The 24,507-nt window shown below is 64.1% G+C and carries 21 protein-coding genes; 12 read left to right on the forward strand and 9 right to left on the reverse strand.

Going from position 1 to position 24,507, the window contains the following annotated elements:
- Window positions 1-46: 46 nt before the first annotated feature.
- The 3 genes from CHB87_RS22790 (at window position 47) to CHB87_RS19435 (ending at window position 5,123) form a co-directional block, all read left to right on the forward strand.
- Window positions 47-1,054 (forward strand): family 43 glycosylhydrolase, encoded by a 1,008-nt coding sequence (locus tag CHB87_RS22790; protein ID WP_089410173.1) that lies wholly within the window; start codon window positions 47-49, stop codon window positions 1,052-1,054.
- Between the two features lie 77 nt (window positions 1,055-1,131).
- The gene (locus CHB87_RS19430; RefSeq protein WP_089410118.1) at window positions 1,132-3,333 is read left to right on the forward strand and encodes a glycosyl hydrolase; all 2,202 of its coding nucleotides are present in this window, start codon (window positions 1,132-1,134) and stop codon (window positions 3,331-3,333) included.
- 260 nt (window positions 3,334-3,593) lie between these two features.
- Complete coding sequence (locus CHB87_RS19435) at window positions 3,594-5,123, forward strand: hypothetical protein (RefSeq protein WP_142988438.1); 1,530 nt, start codon at window positions 3,594-3,596, stop codon at window positions 5,121-5,123.
- Window positions 5,124-5,197: 74 nt separating this feature from the next.
- On the opposite strand, the gene CHB87_RS19440 is transcribed toward CHB87_RS19435, so the two are convergent.
- Window positions 5,198-7,513, reverse strand: a complete 2,316-nt coding sequence (locus tag CHB87_RS19440) for a choice-of-anchor D domain-containing protein (protein WP_176441874.1) — start codon at window positions 7,511-7,513, stop codon at window positions 5,198-5,200.
- 527 nt (window positions 7,514-8,040) lie between these two features.
- On the opposite strand from CHB87_RS19440, the gene CHB87_RS19445 reads away from it, so the two are divergent.
- The 3 genes from CHB87_RS19445 to CHB87_RS19455 are packed head-to-tail and all read left to right on the forward strand — an operon-like array spanning window position 8,041 to window position 10,152.
- A complete protein-coding gene (locus CHB87_RS19445) occupies window positions 8,041-8,691 on the forward strand; it encodes a ParA family protein (RefSeq protein WP_089410121.1) in 651 nt (216 codons plus the stop codon).
- A 32-nt stretch (window positions 8,692-8,723) separates the two neighbouring features.
- Window positions 8,724-9,158: a hypothetical protein gene (locus CHB87_RS19450; protein ID WP_089410122.1), complete on the forward strand. Its 435-nt coding sequence runs from the start codon at window positions 8,724-8,726 to the stop codon at window positions 9,156-9,158.
- A gap of 10 nt (window positions 9,159-9,168) precedes the next feature.
- Window positions 9,169-10,152 (forward strand): replication protein RepA, encoded by a 984-nt coding sequence (locus CHB87_RS19455; protein ID WP_089410123.1) that lies wholly within the window; start codon window positions 9,169-9,171, stop codon window positions 10,150-10,152.
- 756 nt (window positions 10,153-10,908) lie between these two features.
- Here the strand turns inward: CHB87_RS19455 and CHB87_RS19460 are convergent.
- The 3 genes from CHB87_RS19460 to CHB87_RS19470 all read right to left on the reverse strand — a co-directional run bounded on the left by CHB87_RS19460 (window position 10,909) and on the right by CHB87_RS19470 (window position 14,886).
- Window positions 10,909-11,916, reverse strand: a complete 1,008-nt coding sequence (locus tag CHB87_RS19460) for a LacI family DNA-binding transcriptional regulator (protein ID WP_176441875.1) — start codon at window positions 11,914-11,916, stop codon at window positions 10,909-10,911.
- Window position 11,917: 1 nt separating this feature from the next.
- Complete coding sequence (locus CHB87_RS19465; RefSeq protein ID WP_089410125.1) at window positions 11,918-13,486, reverse strand: glycoside hydrolase family 43 protein; 1,569 nt, start codon at window positions 13,484-13,486, stop codon at window positions 11,918-11,920.
- A 161-nt stretch (window positions 13,487-13,647) separates the two neighbouring features.
- Window positions 13,648-14,886, reverse strand: a complete 1,239-nt coding sequence (locus CHB87_RS19470) for a YHYH protein (RefSeq protein ID WP_089410126.1) — start codon at window positions 14,884-14,886, stop codon at window positions 13,648-13,650.
- A gap of 200 nt (window positions 14,887-15,086) precedes the next feature.
- Here CHB87_RS19470 and CHB87_RS19475 point away from each other — a divergent pair, with 200 nt between their 5' ends.
- Window positions 15,087-16,118 carry an LLM class flavin-dependent oxidoreductase gene (locus CHB87_RS19475; protein ID WP_089410127.1) on the forward strand — a complete coding sequence of 344 codons (1,032 nt, stop codon included), beginning with the start codon at window positions 15,087-15,089 and terminating at the stop codon, window positions 16,116-16,118.
- Here the strand turns inward: CHB87_RS19475 and CHB87_RS19480 are convergent, their stop codons facing one another.
- The 4 genes from CHB87_RS19480 to CHB87_RS19495 are packed head-to-tail and all read right to left on the reverse strand — an operon-like array spanning window position 16,119 to window position 19,127.
- Complete coding sequence (locus CHB87_RS19480; protein ID WP_089410128.1) at window positions 16,119-16,514, reverse strand: HEPN domain-containing protein; 396 nt, start codon at window positions 16,512-16,514, stop codon at window positions 16,119-16,121.
- Window positions 16,426-16,842, reverse strand: a complete 417-nt coding sequence (locus tag CHB87_RS19485) for a nucleotidyltransferase domain-containing protein (protein WP_089410129.1) — start codon at window positions 16,840-16,842, stop codon at window positions 16,426-16,428. Before CHB87_RS19485 ends, CHB87_RS19480 begins: the two co-directional genes overlap by 89 nt.
- Before the next feature lie 41 nt (window positions 16,843-16,883).
- Complete coding sequence (locus CHB87_RS19490; RefSeq protein WP_089410130.1) at window positions 16,884-17,852, reverse strand: ABC transporter substrate-binding protein; 969 nt, start codon at window positions 17,850-17,852, stop codon at window positions 16,884-16,886.
- 3 nt (window positions 17,853-17,855) lie between these two features.
- Entirely contained in the window at window positions 17,856-19,127 is a 1,272-nt protein-coding gene (locus tag CHB87_RS19495; RefSeq protein ID WP_089410131.1) for an amidase, read from the reverse strand.
- Between the two features lie 52 nt (window positions 19,128-19,179).
- Between CHB87_RS19495 and CHB87_RS19500 the strand changes: the two genes are divergently transcribed.
- Genes CHB87_RS19500 through CHB87_RS19520 form a run of 5 tightly spaced genes read left to right on the forward strand, consistent with a single transcriptional unit; the run spans window position 19,180 to window position 23,972 of the window.
- The gene (locus CHB87_RS19500) at window positions 19,180-19,698 is read left to right on the forward strand and encodes a nucleoside deaminase (RefSeq protein WP_217897078.1); all 519 of its coding nucleotides are present in this window, start codon (window positions 19,180-19,182) and stop codon (window positions 19,696-19,698) included.
- A 58-nt stretch (window positions 19,699-19,756) separates the two neighbouring features.
- Complete coding sequence (locus CHB87_RS19505) at window positions 19,757-21,082, forward strand: FAD-binding oxidoreductase (RefSeq protein ID WP_176441876.1); 1,326 nt, start codon at window positions 19,757-19,759, stop codon at window positions 21,080-21,082.
- 16 nt (window positions 21,083-21,098) lie between these two features.
- Window positions 21,099-21,893, forward strand: coding sequence for a creatininase family protein (locus CHB87_RS19510; protein WP_089410133.1), 795 nt, complete (start codon window positions 21,099-21,101; stop codon window positions 21,891-21,893).
- 10 nt (window positions 21,894-21,903) lie between these two features.
- Complete coding sequence (locus tag CHB87_RS19515) at window positions 21,904-22,725, forward strand: DUF3891 family protein (RefSeq protein WP_089410134.1); 822 nt, start codon at window positions 21,904-21,906, stop codon at window positions 22,723-22,725.
- A gap of 20 nt (window positions 22,726-22,745) precedes the next feature.
- Entirely contained in the window at window positions 22,746-23,972 is a 1,227-nt protein-coding gene (locus CHB87_RS19520; RefSeq protein ID WP_089410135.1) for a dicarboxylate/amino acid:cation symporter, read from the forward strand.
- On the opposite strand, the gene kdpC is transcribed toward CHB87_RS19520, so the two are convergent.
- Window positions 23,944-24,498: a potassium-transporting ATPase subunit KdpC gene (gene kdpC, locus CHB87_RS19525; protein WP_089410136.1), complete on the reverse strand. Its 555-nt coding sequence runs from the start codon at window positions 24,496-24,498 to the stop codon at window positions 23,944-23,946. The genes CHB87_RS19520 and kdpC overlap by 29 nt on opposite strands.
- Window positions 24,499-24,507 lie beyond the last annotated feature (9 nt).

Raw genomic sequence — 24,507 nt, forward strand, 5'->3', positions numbered from 1 at the left:
GCATGCTGTTCCGCACTCGAACATGTTTCCCTTTAGGATGGACTGCATGAATCGCCCGCCCTTCCTTCGCGCTTTGCTCCTCGCCATGCTCCTGCTCTCGACCGGTCTGATGCAGGCCCAGCAGCCCGCCGCCAAGCCGCTCTTCCGCGACCCGGTCCACGATGGCGCCGCCGACCCGACCCTCATCTACAACCGCGCGAAGCACGAGTGGTGGATGTTCTACACCAACCGCCGCGCCGACCTCGCCACCGGCGACCCCAAGGACGTCGCCTGGGTCCACGGGACGCGCATCGGCATCGCCGTCTCCAAAGACCGCGGCGCCAGTTGGACCTATCGCGGCGAGGCCGCCATCCCCTACGGCACGCCCGACTACACCCACTGGGCGCCGGACATCGTCTTCTGGCAGGGCAAATATCACATGTTCCTCGTCATCGTCCCCGGCACTTTCAAGGACTGGAACGCGCCGCGCGAGATCATCCACCTGACCAGCCCGGATCTCGAACACTGGAGCTATCTCGGCAAGATCGACTCAGGCTCCGACCGCATCATCGACCCTTCGCTCTTCCAGCTCCCCGGCGGCCCTTGGCGCGTCTGGTACAAGGACGAGCGCGACCACAGCCACCTCTATTCCTCGGACTCAACCGACCTCGTCCACTGGAGCAAAGGCGTCCCGGTCATCACCGACCGCTCCAGCGAAGCCCCCAAGGTCTTCCGCTGGAAAGACCAGTACTGGATGATCACCGACCCGTGGCGCGGCCTCGGCGTCTACAGCTCGAAGGACCTCGAACACTGGACGCATCAGCCGGAAAACATCCTCCAGGCGCCCGGAACCCTGCCCACCGACCGCACCGAAGGCCACCACTGCGACGTCGTCGTCCACGACGGCCACGCCTACATCTTCTATTTCACGCACCAGAAGGGCGCGGACCTCGACCCCAAGCTGCCGCACTCCGAAGACCGCACGGTCATCCAGGCCGGCGAACTCGAACTCGTCGACGGCAAGGTCGTCGTCGACCGCGATAAACCCGTCCACGTCGACCTTGGCACGCAGTAGCGGTATTTTCCCTTTGTTTTGTCATTCCCGCGGGGAATCCGCTTTTGTTCTTGTTTCCAGCCCCAAAGAGGCCACCCATGCATCTCCGCCCCATCCTCGCCCTTCTCGCCCTGACCACCGCCGCCCACGCCCAGCAGCCCTGGCAACACCTGCAGAACCCCACCGCCGCCGAGGTCCAGGCCGCATGGAAGACCCCGCCGCCCGAGTACGGCCCCGAACCCTACTACGGCCTCAACGGCCCATTCGACCTCGCCACCGTCCAGCGCGATCTCGACACCATGCAGAAGCTCGGCTTCCGCGCCGTCACCGTGCAGTATGGCTTCGGCTCGAAATATCCCTACCTCTCGCCCGAGTACATGCAGTTCTTCAAGCTCTTCGTCGACGAGGCCAAAAAGCGCGATATGCGCATCTGGATCGTCGACGACGCCGGCTACCCCAGCGGCTTCGCCGGCGGCAAGTTCACCGCCGAGCACCCGGAGCTGCGCATGCAGGCGCTGGTCGCCCAGCGCATCCCCATCAAGGTCGCCGGCACGTTCGACCAGGCCCTGCTCCCCGGCACGGTCGCCGCCACCGCCATCGATGCGAAGACCGGCGAGTCGGTCGACCTGCCCATCGTCAACGGCCACGCGCACTGGAACGCGCCCTCCGACACCTGGACCGTCTACCTCGTCACGCACGAGTTCAAGACCTCGCCCACGCGCTCCGACACCAACCCCAAACGCGTCAAGGACGGCTCGCAGTCGCTTGAGGACTACCTCGATCCCGCCGCCACCGGCCAGTATCTCAAGTTCACGCACGAGGCCTATAAGGCCGCCGTCGGCGACGAGTTCGGCAAGACCATCCTCGGCTTCCGCGGCGACGAGCCCGACTACTCCATCGCCGGCCTGCCCTGGACCCCGCAGTTCTTCGCCCGCTTCGCCGCCGTCAAAGGCTACGACATCCGCCCCTACGTCGCCGCCTTCCTGCAGCCGAAGGACGCGACCCTCACCCCGCGCCAGCTCAAGGCCAAGGCCGACTACTACGACGTCTTCGCCCTCATGTTCCGCGACGGATTCTTCAAGCCGCAGGGCGACTGGTGCGCCGCCAACCACCTCGAATACCAGGTCCACCTCAACCACGAGGAGATGGAGCTGCAACTCGTCCGCAGCGAAGGCGACTTCTTCCGCGACATGCGCTTCGTCCAGAACCCCGGCATCGACACCATCTGGCACCAGATCTGGACCGATACCGTCTCGGACTTCCCGCGCCTCGCCGCGTCGGCGGCCCACGTCTACGGCCACCCCCGCGCCTTCACCGAGAGCTTCGCCGCCTACCGTCCGCTGCCCGACGTCAACATGGCCCGCTACATCCTCAACGAGCAGTTCGTGCGCGGCGTCAACCTCGTCGAAACCATGTACTTCCCCGCCACCAGCACCCCCGGCAAGGGCGGCCCCATGGACTTCATGCGCGACCCCGCCTATCCCGCGCTCATGCAGTACACCAGCCGTCTCAGCTACCTGATGAGCATGGGCAAACCCGCCGCGTCCGTCGCGCTGCTGCTCCCCACCGCCTCGCTCTGGATGGGCGACACAGCCGCCGACGACGCCTTCGTCTCCACCGAGCGCCTGCTCTCCGAACACCAGATCGACTTCGACAGCGTCGACGAAGACGCCTTCGCCACGGTCCTGAAGCCCACTCCAGACGGCGCCCTCGAAACCGCCAGCGGCAACCGACTGCGCACGGTCATCGTCCCCCATGCCTCCGCCCTCTCGCAGGGCACGCTCGACCGGCTGCGAACCCTCGTCAGAACCGGCGGCCACGTCCTCTTCCTCGGCGGCACGCCCACCCAGATCGCCGCCCGCACCTACCTCGACGACCGCGCAGCCACCGAAAAAGACTTCGCCTGGGCCACCGTCACCAACGCAACGCTGGCCCCCACGCCCACCCCGCCAGCCTATCCGCCAACGGCGCCGCCACCCCCGCAGACCGTCCCCGCCGAACTGCTCGCAGCCCTGAAGCAGGCCGTGCCCACAAGCGACCTCACCCTCGCCACGCCGGACGCGGCCCTGCGCTACATCCACCGCACCCTGAACGGCGCCACCGTCTTCCTGCTCTTCAACGAATCAGCCGCGCCGATCCACAATCAGCTCAGCCTGAAAGCCGAGGGCAGCAAGATCGAGCAATGGGACCCGCAAACCGCAACTACCCAACCCGCCGCCGGAGCCGCCGCCGCAAACGGAGCCGTCACACTCCCCTTGGACCTGCCCCCCTACGCCACCGAGATTCTCGTCGTCCGTTGAAGGCATCTCCAACAGAAGACACACGTGGTCCGATCATGAATTTCCGTCGCGACCTCTCGCCGTTTCGCGTACGTTTTTTGCGGGCCGATATACTGGCTCGCAGAAATGCGTTCCTTGAATGACCAAATCTGAATAGAGGCGACGACTCATGCAGAGAATTTACGTCGAAGACTTCGGGGCGGTTGGTGTCGCGGGTCAAAAACGATCAGCCGGCAATCCAGGCAGCCATCAATTTTTGCGAACAATACGGATACACAAGCTTGTACTTCTCCAAGCCTTATTACGAGCTGTGGTGTCCGGTTCGCACCTCTCCTGTCGACAGCAAATTTTCGACAGATGGGCATCCGATTGTGATTCAAAATACGTTGTCGCTGATCTCCGAGGCGGGTACCGTCCTGAACCTGCTTGGGCTGGACGGAGCCGACCCCGAGACCTCCCCGCAAACGGTCGATGGCGATGTCTGGCGTGGAGGCGGAATCTTTCTACTCGGCAACGAGGACACCGCTCCCGTTGCGCCGCTGGCGATCGAGTACTTCGTCATGGACGGACTCACCCTCCAAGGCAACCGTTCGCGCACGGGCGACTGGGATGTCACCGATAAAGGATTCTGGATTCAGGACAGCACCGTGGGCCGGCTGTCTCTGGTCAACGGCGGTATCTGGGGCTTCAAGGGAGAGTTGCTGTATACCGGCGGAGAGCAGGTATTCACCTTTCTGTTCATGGACAACTTTTATGCCCACACCACGGACGGCGACGTTTTGAACGGCACTGGCTGCGGGTCGCGCTTCTATATCAGCAAGAGCTGCCGGTTTGGCAATGGTTATCAGGCGATGGAAGGTTGGGGAGGATCCGGCGGCAGCTTTCTGGGTGGCGTGTTCTACGACTGCGAGAAGGCTGGCACCCTCTGGGGAGGCATCCCTTCGGGCATTTCCGCTGCTTACAACTTTCCGACACGTCCGGCGGATGGCGTCCTGCCGTGGTGCAATCTCGATATCGAAATCGATAACTGTGGCACATGGTATCCGGGACCGTGGCTGCGCGGAAAGGTCAAGCTCACCGATACCAATGTCGCGTTTGATTGCGGCCAATATGGATTCTTATCGGATATCCAGCTCGATCTCGATTTGACGGCCGATAAAACTGCAAATGCCCAGATCGGTATTTATGGCCCGCCCGATCTTGTAACTCCCTTATATGAGGGCAGCAGCGATTACCAACAGCCCATGGCCGACATCCAATTGAGGATTAGGGCCGGGTTGACGGCGGAAGCCGCCGCTGCAGGAATCTCGCTCGATGCGCCGGTAACCTGGAGCGGCATCTTTAGCACAACGAACCCGGTCGATGTTCGCCTCGAGAGCGCTTGTCTCTGGCTGACCCCACACAGCGATCCCGGTTGGGTCAATGCGCCGCTCGTCACGCTCCAGAACTTCGCGGCCGCCGGATACGCTAGCGCTCCGCTCGCAGCCGCGCCGACCCTCAATACATTGAATACGGCGCTTGCCTCGCACATCGCCCTGGTTGCCGATGCCGCTGGCGACTATATCTGCACCCTAGCCACCTCGGCGGCGACCACCGGGCCATCCGGCGCGACGACGGTGGGCGTCGTGCCAGGACAAAAGGTAAAGATCGAAAATAGTTATCCCATGACCGTAACATTCACAACCGATGGGAATCAGAAGATCCCCGGCGGCTCACTCACGTTGAACCCAGGCGACTACGCGATCTTCGAGTATGTCACGTTGTGGTCGTTGGGGTCTTATTGGGTGGTCGTTCAATCGCAGCTGAGTTAAAGCGAAGGCCTACGCCTTGGAATCGAGACGTAGGCCTTCGAGATGTCCCAAAGTCGTCATGCCGGTACAGTCGATCAGTACGGCGAAGCCCCCGCGTAGTCGCTCGTCATCGCCGTATACAGCGCCTGCACGCTCGCCGGATCGGTGATGTACAAGCCCAGCTCGCGATTCTCCGTCATCGACGCCGTCGAGAAGTTGATCGAGCCCATGTACACGTTCTGCGTCGACAGCCCATAGTCCGCGACCAGCGCCTTCGCATGGATATAGAGCGCGGTCGCGTTATCGGGATACGTGTGGACGCCGCAGCCCGCGGCCTCCAAAGCGCTGAAGTTCGCATGGTACGAGCCCGTGTCGGTCATGGCGATATGCACGACCACGCCGCGCGCGCACGCCGCCTCCAGCGCTGAAACGATGTTCGTCGCGCTCATCTCCTCGTTCTCGACCAGCAGCGTCTTGGTCGCGCCGTTGATGACGCCCAGCAGACTCGACTGCGCGGTCGTCGGGCTCCAGATCAGGTCCGTGCCCGTCGGCGGCGTGTAGCTGTAGTCGGTCGTCGAACCGTAGTCCGTGTTGAAGGTCGTCTGCACCGCCGCAATGTCGCCCGGATCGCTCTCGATGAACGCAAAGTCGCGCGTCGTGTTGTAGTAGCGGCTCGTCAGGTTCAGCGACATGATCGCCAGCGTCGTTCCATCGATGATGAAGCTCTTCTCGTGCGTCGCCTGGAAAGCCGGGTTCGACCACGCCGCGCTGCAGTTCGTCACCGCGTTCAACTGCGTGTAAGCCGGCGTGTTGCTCGACTTTTCGAGGCTCTGGTCGAGGATCACCCGCACCTTCACGCCGCGGTTGCATGCCGCGACCAGGTCCGCCTGGAAGGTCGTATCGACCAGCTCGTACATCGTCATGTCAATCGTCTTCTGCGCATTGTTGATGAGCGTGTAGAGTGGCGTCACGCTCAGGTCCGTCTCCGGAAATGCGTATAACGTGGCGCCGCCGGTGCTCTTCGCCAGGCCCGAACCAGTCAGCGCGATCGTCTGGGGCGAGCCGGCCGCGTTATCCGCAATCGTGATCGTCCCGGTGTACGTCGAGGCGGCCGCCGGCGAGAAGGTCGCCGAGATCGTGCAGCTTGCGCCCGCCGCAAGGCTCGTCCCGCAGGTGGTCGTCTCGGCAAAGTCCGCTGGATTCGCTCCGCCCAGCGTAATGCCCGTGATGGTGAGCGCGGCGTTGCCGGAGTTCGTCAACGTAACGCTCTGCGCCGCGCTGGTCGTGCTGAGCGTCGTGTTGCCGAAGGTGATGCTCGCGGCCGAAAGCGTCGCCACCGGCGCGGGAGCAGGCGTGCCTGTGCCGCTCAGCGAAGCCGTCTGCGTCAGGCCGGCCGCGTTGTCCGAGACGACGAGCGTCGCTATCTGCGTGGTCGGTGCGGTAGGCGCAAAGCCTATCGCGATATTGCAGCTTCCGCCTGCAGCCAGCGTCGCGCCACAGGTGGTTGTCTCGCTGAACGAACTGCTGCCAGCAATAGAGATCGCGATGCCCGTCAACGTCGCATTTCCGGGATTCGAAAGCGTAATGCTCTGAGCGGCAGCGCTGCTCCCCACGGCGGTGGAGGCGAAGCTGAGCGACGCGGGCGAAAGCACCGCCTGCGGGACAGGCGTCGCGCTCGAGCCTGAGCCCGACAGAGCAACCGTGTTCGTGCTCGCGGCGCTGTCGGTCACCACCAGCGTGGCCGTATAGGCCGTACCCGCCGTCGTCGGCGTAAACGTCACTGCGATCGCACAACTCGCGCCCGCCGCCAGCGTCGTCCCGCAGTTGTTCGTCTGAGCGAACGCACCCGGAGGCCCGACACCGATTGCGACGCTGGAGATGGTCAGGGCCGCCGTGCCAGGATTGGTTAGGGTCACGACCTGCGCCGCAGCCGTCGCGCCAGGCAGCGTCGCGGCAAAGGTCAGCGAAGTCGGCGAAAGCACCGCCTGGGCTACCGGCGCGGTCGTTCCCGTACCTGTCATGGCGATCGTCTGCGGAGAGTTTGCCGCGCTGCTTGTAATCGTCAGCGTCGACGAGAGGCTGGCTGCGGACTGCGGTTTGAAGCTCAGGGTCAACGTGCAGCTCGCCGCGGGCGCGAGCGTCGCCGCGCAACCGTTCATCAACGCGAAGTCCGTTGTATCGCTCAAGGTGATGCCGCTCAGCGTGGCCGTCGCGCTGCCCGTGTTGTTCAGCGTGACGGTCTGCGACGCGCTCGTCTGCCCCACCGTCACGGATCCAAAGCTCAGCGTCGAGACGTTCAGCGCAATCTGCGCCGTCGCGGCAGGAGCGGTAGTGGTGCTTCCGCCGCCGCACCCGGCAAGGGACAACAAGGACATCAACAGGACGACGACAGCGACGGCGGAGCGGATCACAGGTACCTTCAACATAGGTTGGATTGGCAAACCCCAATTCTAGCTCCCGCCGATCATCGCGCAACATCTTTCTTGTACGAGACTAAGACCGGCTCCATTCGTGCGCTTTCGCGCAGCTATCCCCGACCACCGGAATGGCCCTTCATTGCTGGGATTTTCCCGGTTTAGACCGCTTCCCTACAGACTTAGCCCCTTCGCCTGTTCGAAACCGCCCCCCCCATCCCCGGAGTACTGAAAGATCCACAGGCCGTCCTTTTTCGATGCATATTGGGATTGAATATGCAACCATTTAAATATTTACATATTTAAATGCTTGCATATTCGCACTCGCAAATACTCAAACGTTCAAAACTTTCCATCTGCAAATGTTCTAATATATATATAATTCGTTCATAACAAACGCTTTTATCAGAAGCGGCGGCATCCGCATATCCGAACCCGTGCAACTGTAGGTTCCCGCACATTTAAATATGTGAACTTGCGGATATGCACAGGATGGGTTGCATCCATAATGGTGCAGGTTCGCTATGGCCAAAAAGATCATCACCGTCACCAGTCTGAAGGGCGGCGCGGGCAAGACCACCACCGCGCTGCATCTCGCCGCCTATCACCAGCAGTTCGCGCCCACGCTGCTGGTCGACGCCGACCCCAACCGCTCGCTGCGGGAGTGGGTCTCGCGCGGTCCCGGCATGCCCTTCGCCGTGATCGGCGAGGCCAGTCTGGCGAAAGAGGCCGGCAAGTACGACACCATCATCATCGACACCAAGGGACGGCCCGAGCGCGACGACCTGAACGACATGATCGTCGGCTCCGACCTGATTGTCGTGCCCTGTCCGCCGGACGCGCAGGCCGTGGCGACTCTGCGCATGCTCTTCGCGCAGTTCAAGACCATGGACGCCAGCAACTACCGCGTCCTGCTGGTGAACGTGCCGCCCCCGCCGCAGCGCGATGGCGAGGAGTACCGCGGTCTGCTCGCCGACCTGCAGATTCCGACCTTTCAACACAGCATCCGCAGCATGAAGGCCTTCAAGCGCGCGTCCGTGCAGGGCTGCACGGTCGACCAGGTCGCCGGCGACCGCCGCGCCGCGCTGGGCTGGATGGACTATGAGGATGTCGGCGTCGAGATCGACAACATTCTGAACACGCGCAGCAATCTCCGCGCCCTGCGCGCGTCGTAACCCATCCGCAGGAATAGAACGAAGGAGTCCACATGGCAGGCAATCGCGCATTCAAAGGTCTGGCCAGTCTACGCGCCGGCTTCGATCAGCCGTTCGAGGACGATATCCCCGAGCCCATTCCGGCGCGTCCGGAGCCAGTGCTCGAACGCGTCCAGGCCACGGTCCACCAACCCGAGCCGCCGCGCATGATGCCGCAGCCGGTTGCGGTCGCTCCTGTCCATTCCGAGCCGCGCCAATTCGGCGGTCCGCAGGCGGTTTCGCCGATCACGGGAAAGGTCGACCGCAGGCGTCTGCGCAAGGTGCTGAAGACGCCCTCGGTCTCGCTGAGCGTGGCTGTGCGGGCGGAGCTGCATGAGGAGGTCAGCGCGCTGCTCTTCGCGCGCAAGACCACGTGGATCGCGACGCTCGACGAACTCCTGACCCAGTATGTCGCCGAGGCCAAAGCAACAGGACGTTTCCCCCGCTAAGAGGTGTGCCGTGACGAAGAACGCATCTGCTCTCAGGAACTACAGCATCGAAAAGTCGGCCGGCCGCGGCAATCTCGCGCTGCGCATGGTCGAGGTGAAGGAGGCGCGGTACGAGGCCTCGACGATGGAGCTGATGCTCATCGCGCAGATCATGGTCTTCTGCGGCCTGCCCTACCGGCGCAACACCGACCGGCGGATCGTCCGCAAGGCGCGCACGGGCAAGGGAAGCACCGTGACGGTCACGTTTCAGGCCATGGTCGACGGCGTCGACATCCCCTTCGGCTCCGACCGCACGCTGCTGCACTGGGTGACGCATCATGCGCTGGTCACGCGCAGCCCGTTCGTGCCGCTTTCGAGCGCCAGCCAGTTCCTGCGCGACATGGGCATGTCCACGTCGGGCCAGAACATCCAGCGGGTGAAAGAGGCCTTTCGGCGCATCGCTTCGGTCGCCATCGTGGTCCAGCGGGACGACGACAAGAGCGTCAACACGCAGCAGATCATCATGCCGATCGCGCGTTCGGCCGCCCTGCCCAAACGTCTGCGTAAGAAGCCCGCACCGGAGCAGATCAGTTTACTGCCCGACGGACCCGACGAAAGGGAAGAGAGCCCGTTCGACGAGCCGGCCGGCTTCCGGCTGGACGACGCCGTCTTCCGCGAGTTCTCGCAGTTCCACGTACCCACGCTGCGCAAGCTGTTGGAGGTGACGCGCGAAAGTCCGCAGATTCAGGACTACATGATGTTCCTGCAATGGCGCAGCTTTTCGGCGAGGGAAGAGAGCCTGATCCCATGGGCGCAGATGCGCGAGCAGATGTGCCAGGACGACTCCAACCCCTACCGGATGCGGGCGCGCTTTCAGGAGGCGATCGAGGCGCTGCGCATCGCGTGGCCCGCGCTGAACGCCACGGCGGAGACCAAGGGCCTGCGCATCGGACCACCATCGCGCGGCGAGCAGTTCCTGATCGACGGCGCCCAGCGCAAGCGCGCCTTGAGCTAATTCTCTACGCGGAACATCGGATGCTCTGGTGTTCCGCGTGGCTTTCAAGACGCATCCTGCCTACCTCGTCCGTGTTCTACCCGGAACATCGAATGGCTTCGGGAATCGTTCCGAACGGAAGGATTTCTACTCGGAACATCGAATACACGCTCCAGCAACGCCCTCTCCGCTCCGCAATCTACCTGAAACATCGAATCCAGTGCTTGGAAGCAGCGTCTTTGCTGGAGATTTTCATTCTCTACGCGGAGCATCGAAGGCCAAAGTTCTGTCGCAGCTCGCTTCTACGCGGAACATCGAATAGCCTTCGTTTGCCCTCTGAGATGAAGAACGAATGGCCTCAAACACGAACAAACAACAACCAAAGCGAGAAGCAGATCCTTCGCTTCGCTCAGGATGACAGGCGGTTTGGGTCGGAATGACAAGTGTTTTGGATAGCTGGTGCGCCGATGGCAATTCGTTCTACCTGGAACATCGAATCCAGCTTGCCCCGCCGATGCGAAACTTCGCCATCCACAGCGTACGGACGATTTTCACGATGTTCCATGTAGATTCCACGATGCTCCGCGTCGGCTCGCACGATGCTCCGGGTCGAATCCTCGATTCTCCGCGTAGAGATTGTCGATGCTCCGGGTACTGCTTAATAAGGAAGCAAGACATACAAGACAGACATGAGAGACAAGAGGTTCACGACAGAGGCTTTTGCTCATGTGTAAATCGATAAGGAACGGTTAGGTCGATGTTCCGTGTAGAAGCTGTTCAATCCCGATAAGCGCATCCGCACGATGCGCGCACGACGAGTTCCGCCGCGAGCAGGCGTTGTTGCAAAGGCGTGGCCGCCTCTTCCGTGAGCCGCTGCACCAGCAGAGCCACTGCTTCATGTCCGAAGGCCTCGGTCGGCTGGCGTACGACCGTGATCGCGGGTTCGACCAGCGTCGCGAAGTCGACATCGTCGAAGCCGATCATGGCGACCTCGCGCTCACCTTCATGCTTGACGTCGCGGATGGCCTGGACGACGGCGAAGGTCGCCATGTTGCTGAGCGAGATGATCGCGCGCAGTGTGGGGCGTCTGCGCAGAGCCTCGCCCGCCGCCGCGCGCAGCCGGGTATAGTCCTCGGCGAGGATGAGTTCATCGCCGAGCCCGGCGCGGGCCATCGCCGCGCGGTAGCCCGCAATGCGTTCGACGAAGGAGTAGATCTCGGGCGACGCGGTCGCGCAGGCGATCTCGCCGTAGCCGTGGCCGAGCAGGTGCTGCGTGGCCATCTCGGCGGCCTCGCGGTTGCGCAGCATGACGTGGTCGACGCCGGTCCATAGCGGCCGGTCGAGCGCGACGACGGGCATGCCGTGCAGCTCCTTGCGCACCTGTTCGGGGTCGCTGCCGGGCGCGGGCGTCAGGATGACGCCGTCCACGCGCGACCGCCGCAGGACGGCCAGTTGCTTCGACTGCTGTGCGACCGACTCCTGGTGCGAGAGCAGCATCACGGTCCAGCCGCGGCGCGTGGCCTCCTGCTCGATCTGCTGGATGCAGAGGCTGAAAAACGTGTTCGCGATATGCGGAAAGACGACGCCGATGGTGTTGGTGCGGCCGCCGCGCAGGCTGCGCGCGACCTCGTTCGGCTCATATCCCAGCTCGGCGATCGCACGCAGAATGCGCTCCTGCACCTCCGGCCGCAGATGCGGGCCGCCGCGCAGGCAGCGCGAGACGGTGGAGGCGCCAACCCCGGCCAGGCGCGCGACATCGAGTACGGTGGGCCGCGACGATCTCATCTTATTGGTCGGCCTTTTGATAGTGCGCCCAGTCGAAGTCCACATGGCCCGCGTCGCCGCCGGCAGCCGTCGTCCAGGCGAAGAGCGCGGGCCGCGAGCCCTTCCACCAACTGAAGGCGATCGGCATGGGCTCGCCGAGCGGCTGGAAGCTCTTGCCGTCGTCCAGGCTATAACTGTAGCTCGCTTTGTCGACCGAGATGTGTACGCGAAGCTGCAGAATGGCGCCGGTCAGTGTGGGGCCGCTGGTCCGGTCCTTGTCGTGGAAGAGGCTCAGCGTCCGGACGGCTCCGGTCTGCACGACCTCCAGCCCGCTGGCCGCTTTCTCGAACATCGCAAGCCCGGTGCGGCCGCCGTCCTTCAGGCCGCTGACATCCAGTCTGGTTGTAAATTGCAAAGACTCGTCCTGCATCATCTGGGTCAGGGTGTTGTGCGCGGTGAAGAGGCTGGTCGCGGCGGTGGGATGCAGCCGCAGATAGCCGGGCCGCTCGGTCAGCGACCAGCGCGCGTCGTCCGGGTTGTGGTTCCACTCCCACTGCTGGCCCAGTTCGTGCGCCGTGAACTCGTCGGAGGTCTGGGGATGCTGGCCGTCGGCCTGCGCGACCAAGGGGCCGGGATGCCTGGGGATGGGCGCGTAGGCCACGGGCTGGCCGGTCTTCTCGCCCGGGGCGGCGTCGCCCATGACGGGCCAGTCGTCATCCCAGCGCACCGGCTCCAGGTGCAGGATGCGGCCGTGCGGGCCGCGCGATTGAAAGTGAAGGAACCAGCCCTCGCCGGTCTGCGTCTCGATGTAGCCGCCCTGGTGCGGGCCGTTGATGTCGGTCTTGCCCTTCGCGAGCACGGTGCGGTAGTCGTACGGCCCGTCGATGGACTTCGACCGCAGCACCGCCTGGGCGCCCGTGCCGACGCCTCCATAGGGCGCGAAGATGTAGTAATACCCATGCCGCTTATAGATCTTCGGTCCTTCGAGCGTGCGCAGATGCACCGGATCGCGGACGATCTCCTTGCCCTCGTCGAGCACCGATTTGCCGTCCGGCGCCATGCGATGCAGGATGAGCGGCCCGGCGCCCAGGCGCGAGTGAACGAGGTAGGCCTTGCCATCGTCGTCCCAGAACGGGCACGGGTCTTCGAGGCCGAAGCCGGCCATCACGGCGACCGGGTCGGACCACGGCCCGGCGATCTTCGCCGCCGTGCTGACGAAGATGCCTTCGTCAGGCGTGGGGAAGTACATGTAGAAGAGGCCATTGTGCTTGCGCAGCGCCGGCGCCCATACGCCGCGGCCATACCGGTCGCCGCCGGTCATGTCGTACTTCGGATCGAGGTGAATCTTGGGCAGCACATGCGCGACGATCGTCCAGTGGACGAGGTCGTTCGACTGCAGGATCGGCAGGCCGGGCACGAAGGCGAAGGTGGACGCGACGAGATAGTAGTTGTCGCCGTCGCGGATCACGTCCGGATCGGAGTAGTCGGCGAAGAGCACCGGGTTGCGGTAGTCGCCCTTACCCTGCGCGCGTCCGGCGGGGCAAAGAAGACCGAAGATCAGAACGCACACCGCCAGTAGCCGAAGCCTCATTGTCCCTCGCACCGATTCGTCACCTCGAATATGGGTTGTCGGAACGATTGTACGTGCGGGGAAGGAGTTTCGCTTGGCGCGGTGAGACGCGTTCACCTGTTCAAACCGCTCATGATGACGAGCATTTGTGGTGCGTATGGGGCCCGGTATCGCGATACCTGCTACTCGTCTGCCTGCGCGCTGTAGGACCAGCTATGGAAGTCGAGGTTGTTGAACATGGCCACGCCGTTCACCCAGCGGCCCTGCGCGCCGCCGCCGGTTGCGGTCTTGGTGGTTGCGACCGAGGGCGTGATGGGGATGCGGGAGAGCGCGTTCTGGTTCGAGGGATAGTTGGGGAAGGCCTGCGTCTTGGCTGCGTCCAGATACCACGGACCCATCGTGTGCGAGGCGAGTCCAGAGGTGTTTATGTAGGCCCATGTGCTGGAGTAGCGGATCTGCTGGATGTCGGCCAGCACCGGCGAGGTCGTGCCGGACCAGGTCGTCTGCGCGCCGGCCGCGGTATTCGATTCGCTGATGACCTTGGCGTACTGGGCCGCGTACTTGGTGAGCCAGGAGTATACGGTCGGGTTGGCGCTCGAACCCACGGCGATGGTTCCGTTGTTGAAGTAGGTGGTGGTCGTCTCGGTAACCGCGCTGACGGCCCCGCCGCTGGCAGTGCCATAGAACTGCGAGGCGATGTAATAGGGGAAGGCCGGCGCGCCGGTCGAGTCGATGGTGACGAAGTAGGCGTAGGTGCCGTTGGGGAAGTCCGGCGTGACGGTGAAGCGACCGTTGTACTGATCGAGATCGCCCGCGCCGGCGGTGTAGTCGAAGTCCTCGATGTAGCGGCCGAGCGGGTAGGTGGTGGAGACGACGGGGCCGTACTGCTCGGGGGTGAGGGTCGTGCTCATGTTCTGCGCGGCGGCGGCCCATGCGGGCAGGGTCTGGCGGACAGTGATGTTGCGCAGGCTGTAGCTCGAGACCATGCGGCGGACGCCCGAGGTCGCGGACGCCGGGTTCGAGTAGCCGTACGGCCCGTAGACGGGGTAGCCGTCCCAGGTCCAGCCGAGGATCGGAGAGTGGGTGAAGTTGGCGCTGACCTCCGCATACTGCGGGTTCAGGTCGGAGCTGCCGAGCTTCTGCACGTTGTCGCCGAGCTGGTAGCGCAGGCAGATGGGGTTGTCGTGGTAGTGATACTCGCCCGAGCCGGGCTGGTGCGCGTTGCAGGGATCGAAGGTGACGGCCTCGGCGTAGACCGCGTTGCGCCGCCAGATGCCGTCGCCGCCGCCGGTCCAGCCGCTGGAGTTGGTGCTGCCACCGGTTCCGCCGCCGGTGGTTGTGCCGGTGCTGGAGGTGGTTCCGCTGGTGCAGCCGAGCATGAGTCCGATGAAAAGAGATGCCGCGAGGAAGGTTTGGCGCATGTCGTGCCTCTTTCAAATGTCATTGAAAAGCATGGCCCTTGCGCTGCGAAGCGCGTACACCGGATGAAGACGCCGGATGCCCGTCGCAAGAGTACAGCGCGAGCGGATTTGTTTTGCGGGTCGTGAGAGCATGAGGAAGACCGGGTTGCAACTAAATGTTGCAACGCGCATCTGTTGAGTGGGGCAGCTGGAGGCAGCACATGGAAATCGGAATCGACAGCTTCGTCGTCAACTCGCCCGAGCCAGGCACGGGGGTGGTCGCCAGCGGCGTGGACCGGATCGCGCATTTGCTGGACGAGATTGCGCTCGCGGACCGGACGGGCCTCGATGTCTTCGGGCTGGGCGAGCACCATCGCAGCGAGTTTCTGGACTCGGCGCCGGCGGTGATCCTCGCGGCCGCCGCCGCGCGCACCAAGCGGATTCGTCTTTCGAGCGCGGTGACGGTGCTGAGCGCGGCGGACCCGGTGCGCGTCTTTCAGGAGTTCGCCACGCTGGACCTGATCTCGAATGGGCGCGCGGAGATCGTCGCCGGACGCGGCTCGTTCATCGAGAGCTTTCCGCTCTTCGGGCTGAAGCTGGAGGACTACGACGATCTCTTCGCCGAGAAGCTGGACCTGCTGCTGGAGCTGCGCGAAAACACGCACGTCCACTGGCAGGGCAAGCACCGTGCGGCGTTGACCGGACAGGGCGTGTATCCGCGGCCCGCGCAGGCGCGGATGCCGATCTGGCTCGGCGTGGGGGGCACGCCACAGTCGTTTGCGCGAGCCGGGGCGCTGGGGCTGCCGCTGATGGTCGCGATCATCGGCGGGGAACCGCACCGCTTTCGTCCGCTGATCGACCTGTACCGCGAGGCGGGCAAGCGCGCGGGCGTCGCGCCGGAGAAGCTGAAGGTCGGCGTGCACGCGCTGGGCTACGTCGCCGAAACGGACCAGAAGGCGGCGGACGACTTCTTTCCGGGCTACGCGGCGGAGTTCACGAAGATCGGCAAGGAACGCGGCTGGCCGCCGGTGACGCGTGGGCAGTTCAACGCGCTGCTGGGGCCGACCGGCGCGCTGATGGTGGGGGATGCGAAGACCGTCGCGGCGAAGGTGCTGCGGATGAGCGAGGCGCTGGGCGGGATTGAGCGCGTGAGCTTCCAGATGAGCGTCTCCGCGCTGCCGCATGCCGAGATGATGACGGCGGTGGAGCTGCTGGGGACGAAGGTCGCGCCGCTGATCCGGGCCGGGGCGTAATTACGGGATACTTTCGAGCGCGAGGATACGGGTGACGATGTGCTCGCGCAGGAGGACGACGGCGTCACGGATTGCAGTTCTTTCATCCGGAGAGAGTCGATTGCTCGTGTCATAACGAAGCTGCACGGCGTACGGCTCGAGTCGTTTGAGATCGAACGACGTTACCGGCAGCAGTTCGTTATGAACAGTGAGTTCTTTTATCAATACCGCGAGAATGTGGGTAAAGGGATAAGCCACACCATGAGCGGTGAGCAAGGCCTTCATCAGCTTCTCGCAACTCTGTTGAGCATGGAAACCGTAAATCTGATCAGGCAGCGGATACTGTAGCGTCGACTCGTCGTCCCTGGCCAGCGTGCAGAGCATCTGGGCGTGCTGATTCTGGATGCTCCCGATCATAGAGAACGACTCCTTCCCGATCGATGTAATTGAAGACACTGTTGAGCCAGGGCCGATGCAGATCGTACTTTTGCTTCGAGACGACGATCATATCGACCGGCATCTGAATCCCCTCAAATACGGCATAGGTCACGAGCCGGTGAACCTCGTTATCTGGAGCGTCGAGGATCACAGCTATATCCAGGTCGCTCTCCGGTCGATGGTCGCCTCGTGCGCGAGATCCAAAGGCGATGATCTGCAGAGGGTGGCCCGTGGCGATGATGCGGCGCACCGCTTCATCCACCTTCTGAGGCGTCACAAACCATTCTGGATCGATCCAAGCCGCCATCTACCTCGCTGCCTCTGGCGATCATTCTACCTCCGAGCGCACTATTTTTGATACTGCGTCGTATACGCCTGCGCGGGGTCGATCGGCTGTTTCAGCACCTTCAGGTCGAGCAGTTGCTTGTAGAGCGCGTTCCAGCGCGCGGGGTCGAACCGCCCGGTCTGGGTTCCATCCGGGCCGTCGATGAAGTGACCCTTCTTCAGGGCGTTGTAGCTGAAATTCATCCAATCCGGATTGAGCGCGGGGTTCTGCTTCAGGATGGCGGCGTTGGCCGGCGCCGGGTCGGCGAGGTACTCCTTCCAGCCTCGGATGCTGGCGCGCGTGAACTTCGCGACGACGTCCGGATGCTCCTTCGCGTAGCTCTGCGAGGTATAGAAGACACGGTACGGATCGTAGCCCGCGGCGGAGTTCAGCAGCATGCGCGTCTGCACGCCGGCCTTGCTCGCGAAGTAGGGCTCGGAGGTGACGAAGGCCTGCTGGATGTAGTTCGGATCCTGCAGGAAGTTCGCCACCGAGTAGGTGGCGGGCGTCTCGCGCACGTGCGTGAGGTTGAACTTCTTGACGATGAACTCCCACCAGGTCGAGCCCGGCTTGACCGAGACGGTGTGGCCTTCGAGATCGGCCCAGGCGTGTACGGGCGAGCTGTCGCGGACCATGATGCCCTGCGGATCGTGCTGCATCGTCGCGCCGACGGCGACCAGCGGCTCGCCCGAGTTGGCGATCGACTCCAGCACGTGGTCGGAGGAGTTCATGCCGAACTGCACGGCGCCGCTCGCGACCAAGCTCTCGCTGGTCACGAACGGGCCACCGGGGATGATCTGCACGTCCAGCCCCTCGTCTTTGTAATAGCCCTTGACCAGCGCGGTGTAGAAGCCGCCATGCTCGGGCTGCGGGTACCAGTCGGCCTGCAGCTTCACCTGCGTCAGACCACCGGGCGCGGCCTGTCGCTTGCAGGCGGTCAGGAGAAAGGGCAGAAGGCAGAGGCTGAAGACGAACGCGCGCTGGAGTCTCATGCTTCAGAGCGTAGCATCCGCGAGGCTGGCGCTGAGAGCGAGAAGTTCGGCGTCGGCGCCAAGCCGCCCCACGAGCTGCAGCCCGCCCGCCCTGCCGGGCAGCGTCACGACGGGCAGACCCGCCAGCGAGATGGGCGAGGTATAGCGCAGGATGCGCACGCGCGTCTGCGACTGATCTTCGCCGGCGAGCAGCGCGGACATGGGACAGGCGGGCAGCAGCAGGTAGTCGAAGTGCTGGAAGAGCGCGCTCATGCGGGCGCGGAACTGCCACAGGCGCAGCATCTGGCGACTCAGTTCGTCCGCCGGCAGGCTCGCGCCCCAGGCAAGCCGCTCCGCGATGCCGGGCTCGAAGTGCTCGTAATGCCCGCGATGGATGGCTGCGGCCTCATGCGCCTGAATGGGAGCAAAGATGCTGAAGGCCGTGTCCCATGCGGCTGCGTCGAAGCCTTCGACGCGCGCCTGTCTACCGGTGAAGAGTTCGCGTCCGTACGCCAGCGTCGCGAGCACGTCGGGTTCGCAGTCGTGCAGGAATGCGTCGGTCGGGATGCCGATGCGCAGCGCGGCAAGCTCCGGCGCTTCGGCCTTCGGAAGATCGAACAGGGCGCCTCCCAGCAGAGGCCCATCGGCCAGGTCGGGGTAGAGCCAGCCGATGGTATCGAAGGTGGGGGCGAGGTGGCCGCCGCCCTCCCACAGCCTGCCTTGCAGCGAGATGGAAGACCGGTACCCGGCGATGCCGCACAGCGCGGCGGGCACGCGGATCGACCCGCCTGTGTCCGTGCCGATGGCCGCCAGCGCGGAGCCCTCCTGCACGCTCGCCGCCGCGCCGCTGGACGAGCCGCCGGTCAGCCAGCGCGGATTGCGCGGCTGCACGCAGTCGCCGAAGTCGAGGTTCTCGCCGGTGATGCCGTAGGCGAGTTGCTGCATGTGCGTCTTGCCGGTGATGACCGCGCCCAGAGCCTTCAGACGCTTTGCCAGCGCGGAGTTCCGCTCGGCGAGCCCCTTCGTCTGCTGGTAGTAGCCAGAGCCGCAGGAGGTAGCGAAGCCTTCGAGGTCGAAGCAATCTTTCAAAGAAACGGGGACGCCCCAGAGCGGTTGCGTGGCTCGCTGCGCCTTGTCCAAAGCGAGCGCCTGCCCGCGCGACCATTCGGCATGCTGCGCCAGGTAGACATTGCGGCCGGCGTTGCCATTGGAGTTCGCCAGCGCGGCGTCCAGCTCGGCCAGAGGCGTTGTTTCATCGTGAAGATAATGCTCACGCAGGTTCTCGATCGCACTCATGCGAGGATTTTATCCCTGCGGAGGCGAGGCTGGCCTGTGCTAGGTTTTAGCTATGACCACGACGACTGAATCGGAGGCGCTGCGCCTGGACGCGGCCCGCATGCGCGCCCTCGCCGCCTGGACCGGACGCACGCTCGACACGCCCTCGCCCGTGCCCTTCGGCGCGGAGATCGTCTCCACCGCCACGGGCAAACGGCTGATGCGCGCGACCAATGCCGTCGCGAAAGAACACGACCCAAGCTCGCACGCCGAGGTTCGCACCGTGCGGCTGGCGTGCAAGAAGATCAAGAGCTTTTCGCTCGCCGGGTACACCATGTACACGACCTGCGAACCTTGTCCCATGTGCATGGCGAACGCACTCTGGGCCGGGCTCGACCGCGTCGTCTACGGCGCGACGATCGAGGACGCGAACCGCTTCTGCCGGCAGATTCAGATCGCCGCGACCGAGGTCGAGCGGCGGTCGGACATGCGCTGTGAGGTGGTGGGTCCGGTCGAACGCGAGGCTTGCCTTACACTCTTTACACATCCGAACATGCAGAAGACGTTTTTGACCTGGAATTCAAAGAAGTAGGAGTTCGACGAAGCAGCGCGGGGTGGCGATGGAGCTGGCGGCAGAACTGTTGGATTTGATGGGCGATGAAACGCGCGTGATCACGCAGGCCTCCGTGGTAGAGCGGCTGTCGCGCGACTTTTACTGGTACTCGCCCGTGCTGCGTGAGCTGCTCGACGGCAAGCGCGCGGATGTGGTCGTGCAGCCCGTGAGCACGGACGAGATCCGCGCCGTGCTGCGTTATTGCCATGCGCATGACGTGCCGGTGACCGTGCGGGGCGCGGGCACCGGCAACTACGGACAGTCTGTGCCGCTTGCGGGCGGCGTCCTGCTCGACCTGCAGCGCATGGACCGTGTACTCGACATCAGCGACGACGGCGTTGCCGAATGCGAGCCTGGCGCGAGGCTCGGCGTGCTCGAAACCACGGCGCGCGAGAAAGGCTGGGAGCTGCGCTGCTATCCGTCGACCGTGGTGAAGGCGTCGGTCGGCGGCTTCCTCGGCGGCGGCTCCGGGGGCATCGGGTCGGTTGCGCATGGCGGCCTGCGCGACTTCAACACGGTGCGCGCCATCGAGGTCGTTACGATGGAGGCCGAGCCGCGCGTGTTGATGCACGAAGGCGAAGCCGTCCACGACATCCTGCATGCCTGGGGCTCCAACGGCGTCATGACGCGCATCTGGCTTGCACTTGCTCCCTCGGTCGAGTGGGCACAGTGCGCGGTGAGCTTCCGCAGCTTCGAGGCCGCGTTCGCCTTCAGCGAGCAGATCGCGGTGCGGAGTCACTGGACAAAGCGGCTGGTGACGGTCTTCGAATGGCCCATCCCGTCCTTCTTTTCGCCTGTCAGGACGCTGCTGCGCGAGGGCGAGGCGGCTGTCTTCCTCATGATCGCCGAGGCTCAGCGCGCGAAGCTGGAAGACGCCGCCATGCAGGCGAATGGGAATGTAACACTTTCCGTTGCATATGGCGGATTGAAATCCACGCCTCTGCTCTCGGACTACACCTGGAACCACACCACTCTGTGGGCCATGAAGGCTGATCCCACATGGACCTATCTGCAATGCGGCTTCGACCCCGCGCGCGCGACGGAACAACTGGCGCTGCTGAAGACGAAGTATGGCGCGGACTTTCTCCACCACATCGAATGGATGAAGAACGGCGCTGGCGTGGTCTTTCCCGCGGCGATTCCGGTCGTACGCTTCTCCACCGCAGAGCGGCTGAACGAGATGATCGACTACTGCCGGTCCATCGGCGTCGGCGTCGCAAACCCGCATGTGAACCATGTCGAAGGCGGCGGTCGCTACCGCGAAGACAATGTGCAACTGCAGGCCAAATATCGCTACGACGCGAAGGGCCTGATGAACCCCGGCAAGATGGCAACCTTCGAGCGGCGCGAGGTGACGGCATGAAGACCCAGGTGGCGCCATGAAGACGTGGATACCCGATATACGCAACTTCGCTTATTTGAACTGGAAGCAGGTCGATGCGCTGTCGCGTGAGTCCACGCTGCTTGTGCTGCCCACCGCGGCGATCGAGCAGCATGGCCATCATCTGCCGCTCGCGACCGACACGCTCATCAACAACGTGGTGCTGGGTCGCGCGCTTGCGCTGCTGCCCGCCGCGATGAGCATCTACGCGCTGCCGCCGATCTGCTATGGCAAGAGCAACGAGCACATCGGCTTTCCCGGAACGCTCTCGGTCTCGGCCTCGACCTTCATGGCGGTCGTGCGCGACATCGGCGCGAGCGTCGCGGCCGCGGGCTTCAAGAAGCTCGCGCTCTACAACACACATGGCGGCAACAGCTCGCTGGTCGATGTGATGGCGCGCGACCTGCGTGCGGAGTTCGGTCTGCGCACCTTCACTATCTTCGGCTCGGCAGGCGCGAAGTTCGAAGGTCTGAACCCACAGGAGGCGAAGTACGGCTTCCACGCGGGCGAGGTGGAGACGGCCTTCCTGCTCGCCGCGACGCCGGAGCTTGTCGACACCGCGGCCTACACGGTCAACTACATCGCGCACATCGACGACGAGACGGTGCTGGCGCCGGAAAATGGCTCCGCCAACTTCGCATGGCTGACCCGCGACATCGCCGAGACCGGAGTGCTCGGCGACCCGCACCCTGCAACGGCCGGGCGTGGCGAGCAGTGGTTGAACGCCGCGGCCGCAAAGGTCGCGGCAGGTCTTGAAGCCGCATATTGTTACCGGAACCATTACAAACCATAGAAGAGGCAAGATGCTGCGATTTGAGACCGAAGACGGTTGGTGGCTGGTGACGCATCCGGACCATGCGCGGTTGGCGGGCGACTTCAGCGCGGTCTGGGGCAACGCTCTCTTCGCAGCGCCAGAGCCACGCGAGCATGTGCTGCGCGGCATCCACGCGCACGACGACGGATGGGCCATGCGCGATCGCAAGCCGGTCGTCACACGCGAGGGCAAGCCCGCGGCCTTTTCGACCGAGCTCGTCGGGGCCTATTCGGCGTTTGAAGAGATCGATCTCGAACAGTATCTCGCCGTACGTCGCGGCGCTGTGCAACTGATGGCCGATGAGGATGCCTACGCCGCCATCCTTATCTCGATGCATACCTACAACCTGCTCTCCGAACGCGCGGACCGCAGGACCATACGCGCGGAGCAGTTGCCTTTGCTCGACACTTTTCTCGAGGAGCAACTGGAGCTGCAATGGCGGCTGCAGAAGCAGCTTGTCGGCGAAGGCGAACTGCTGCCGGAGTGGATCACGTGGGACGCACTGAAGGATAACTTCCGCCTGTTGCAGGCGACCGATAACCTGTCGCTCCTGAGCTGCGTGGACTACGCTGGAAGGGCCACGCTGCTGCATCCCCTGCGCAAGGTCGATGGCGCGGCGCAGGAGATCGTGGTCGCGCACACCGGTGTGCGCAGCTTCCGTTTGACGCCTTATCCATTTGCAACCGATGAAGTTACATTCGAACTCAAGGCGCGTTTTGTGCCTGGACCCCGCTTCACCTCTTCGGAGCAGTTGCAGGCGCTCTTCGACGCCTCGGCGCCGGTGTTGCTGCGGGTTACGATTCACGCGTAGCAGCATGGACAGGTGGCGCAATGGGAAACTCCGGCAGCGGCGCGATGGTGCGGGTGACATGCGGTCTGGCGGCGGGTTTGCTGGCCGGCTGGGCCGTCTCGGCGGGGCATGCCGCGTGGCTGCCCGCGCTGCTCGAACCAGTCGGCACGCTCTTCGTCAGCGCGATCCGCGTGGCGGTTATCCCGCTGGTGGTATGCGGCTTGGTGGCCGGTGTGGCGGCCTCCAGCGGCCGTGAAGCGCTGGCAAGGATCAGCGGCAGAGCCGCGGTTGCAATGCTGCTGGTACTGATCGCGTCGGCGCTCTTCGGCCTTGCCGTGGCCGCCCCTGCGTTCTCGCATCTGGAGACGACTGTGCCGCTGCCTGCGGGTGATGCTCCGCCGGCGCCTCCGAGTGTTGGTCGCTGGTTCAGCGAACTCATGCCTGCGAATGTATTCAAGGCAGCGGTGGATGGCGCCTTGCTGCCGCTCATCGTGGTGGCGATCGGCTTCGGACTGGCTCTCGCTCGCGTGGCCGAGGAACGTCGCGCCGCGGTCGTCCGCGTCTTTCAGGGCGTTGCGGACGCGGCGCTCGTATGGGTGGCGGTTGTGGTCCGTCTCGCGCCGATCGGGGTCTTCGCACTCGCTACCTTGTTGACGGCGCGACTGGGTGCGGGCGCGCTGCGCGCCGTCGCATGGTATGTCGGAGTCTACGGCGTGGCGTGTATGTCGTTCGTGCTGCTGGTGCTGACGCCTTGCGCCGTGCTGTTGGGTCGTGTGCCGATGCTGCGGTTCGCGCGGGCCGCAGCGCCATCACAGGCAGTGGCGCTGGCCTCGCGCTCTTCCATGGCGGCTCTGCCCGCCGCTTACGAGGGCGCGCTCTCGCTCGGGCTCATGGAGGAGGTTTATAGCCTCTACCTGCCGGTTGCCGCTTCGCTCTTTCGTGCCGGCGCGCCGATGGCGCAGGTAGTTGGCGTCGTCTTCCTGGCGAAGCTCTACGGAGTGACGTTGGCCTCGTCGCAATATGTAACGATTTTGGTTGCAAGCGTATTGACGAGTCTTACTGTGCCTGGCGTGCCGGGCGGCTCCATCCTGGTCATGGCGCCGGTGCTTGCGGCGGCCGGCATCCCGGTGTCGGGGATCGCGCTGCTACTGGGCGCCGACACGATCCCCGATACCTTGCGTACACTGGCCAACGTCACTGGCTGGCTCAGTGTCGCGGCATTGTTGCCGCGAGCGTCCGTCACCTCAACTGAGCAAGTGCGAGGTTGAGCGCAAGCACATTCACGCGCGGCTCGCCCAGCAGGCCAAACTGCCGCTGTGTTACATGCCTTGCGATGAGGCCGTTCACCGCGGCGTCGGAAAGGCCACGCTCCTTCGCGATGCGCGCGGCCTGGTAGTAGGCGGCCTCCGGCGTGATGTCGGGATCGAGTCCGGAGCCCGAGGCGGTCACGAGGTCGACAGGCACGGGCGCTCCGGTCTGCTCGCTCGCGACCGAAGCGGCAACGCGATCGGCCAACGCCTTGCTGGTCGGCCCAAGGTTCGAGCCCGAGGAGTTAGCCGCGTCGTAGCCCGCGCCTGCTGCCGAAGGGCGTGAGTGAAAGTATCCCGGCCCGGTGAAGGGCTGGCCGATGATGGCCGAGCCAATCACCTGGCCGTTCTGTGCGATGAGCTGGCCGTTCGCCTTGTCGTGAAAGAGCGCCTGCGCGATGGCGGTGATGGCCAGCGGATAGCCGATGCCAAGTGCGATCGCGGTGATGACGGTGTAGAGAATGGCGGTGACGATAGTGCGCTTCATGACATGCCT

It is taken from the genome of Granulicella rosea (assembly GCF_900188085.1).
Taxonomy (GTDB): Bacteria; Acidobacteriota; Terriglobia; order Terriglobales; family Acidobacteriaceae; genus Edaphobacter; species Edaphobacter rosea.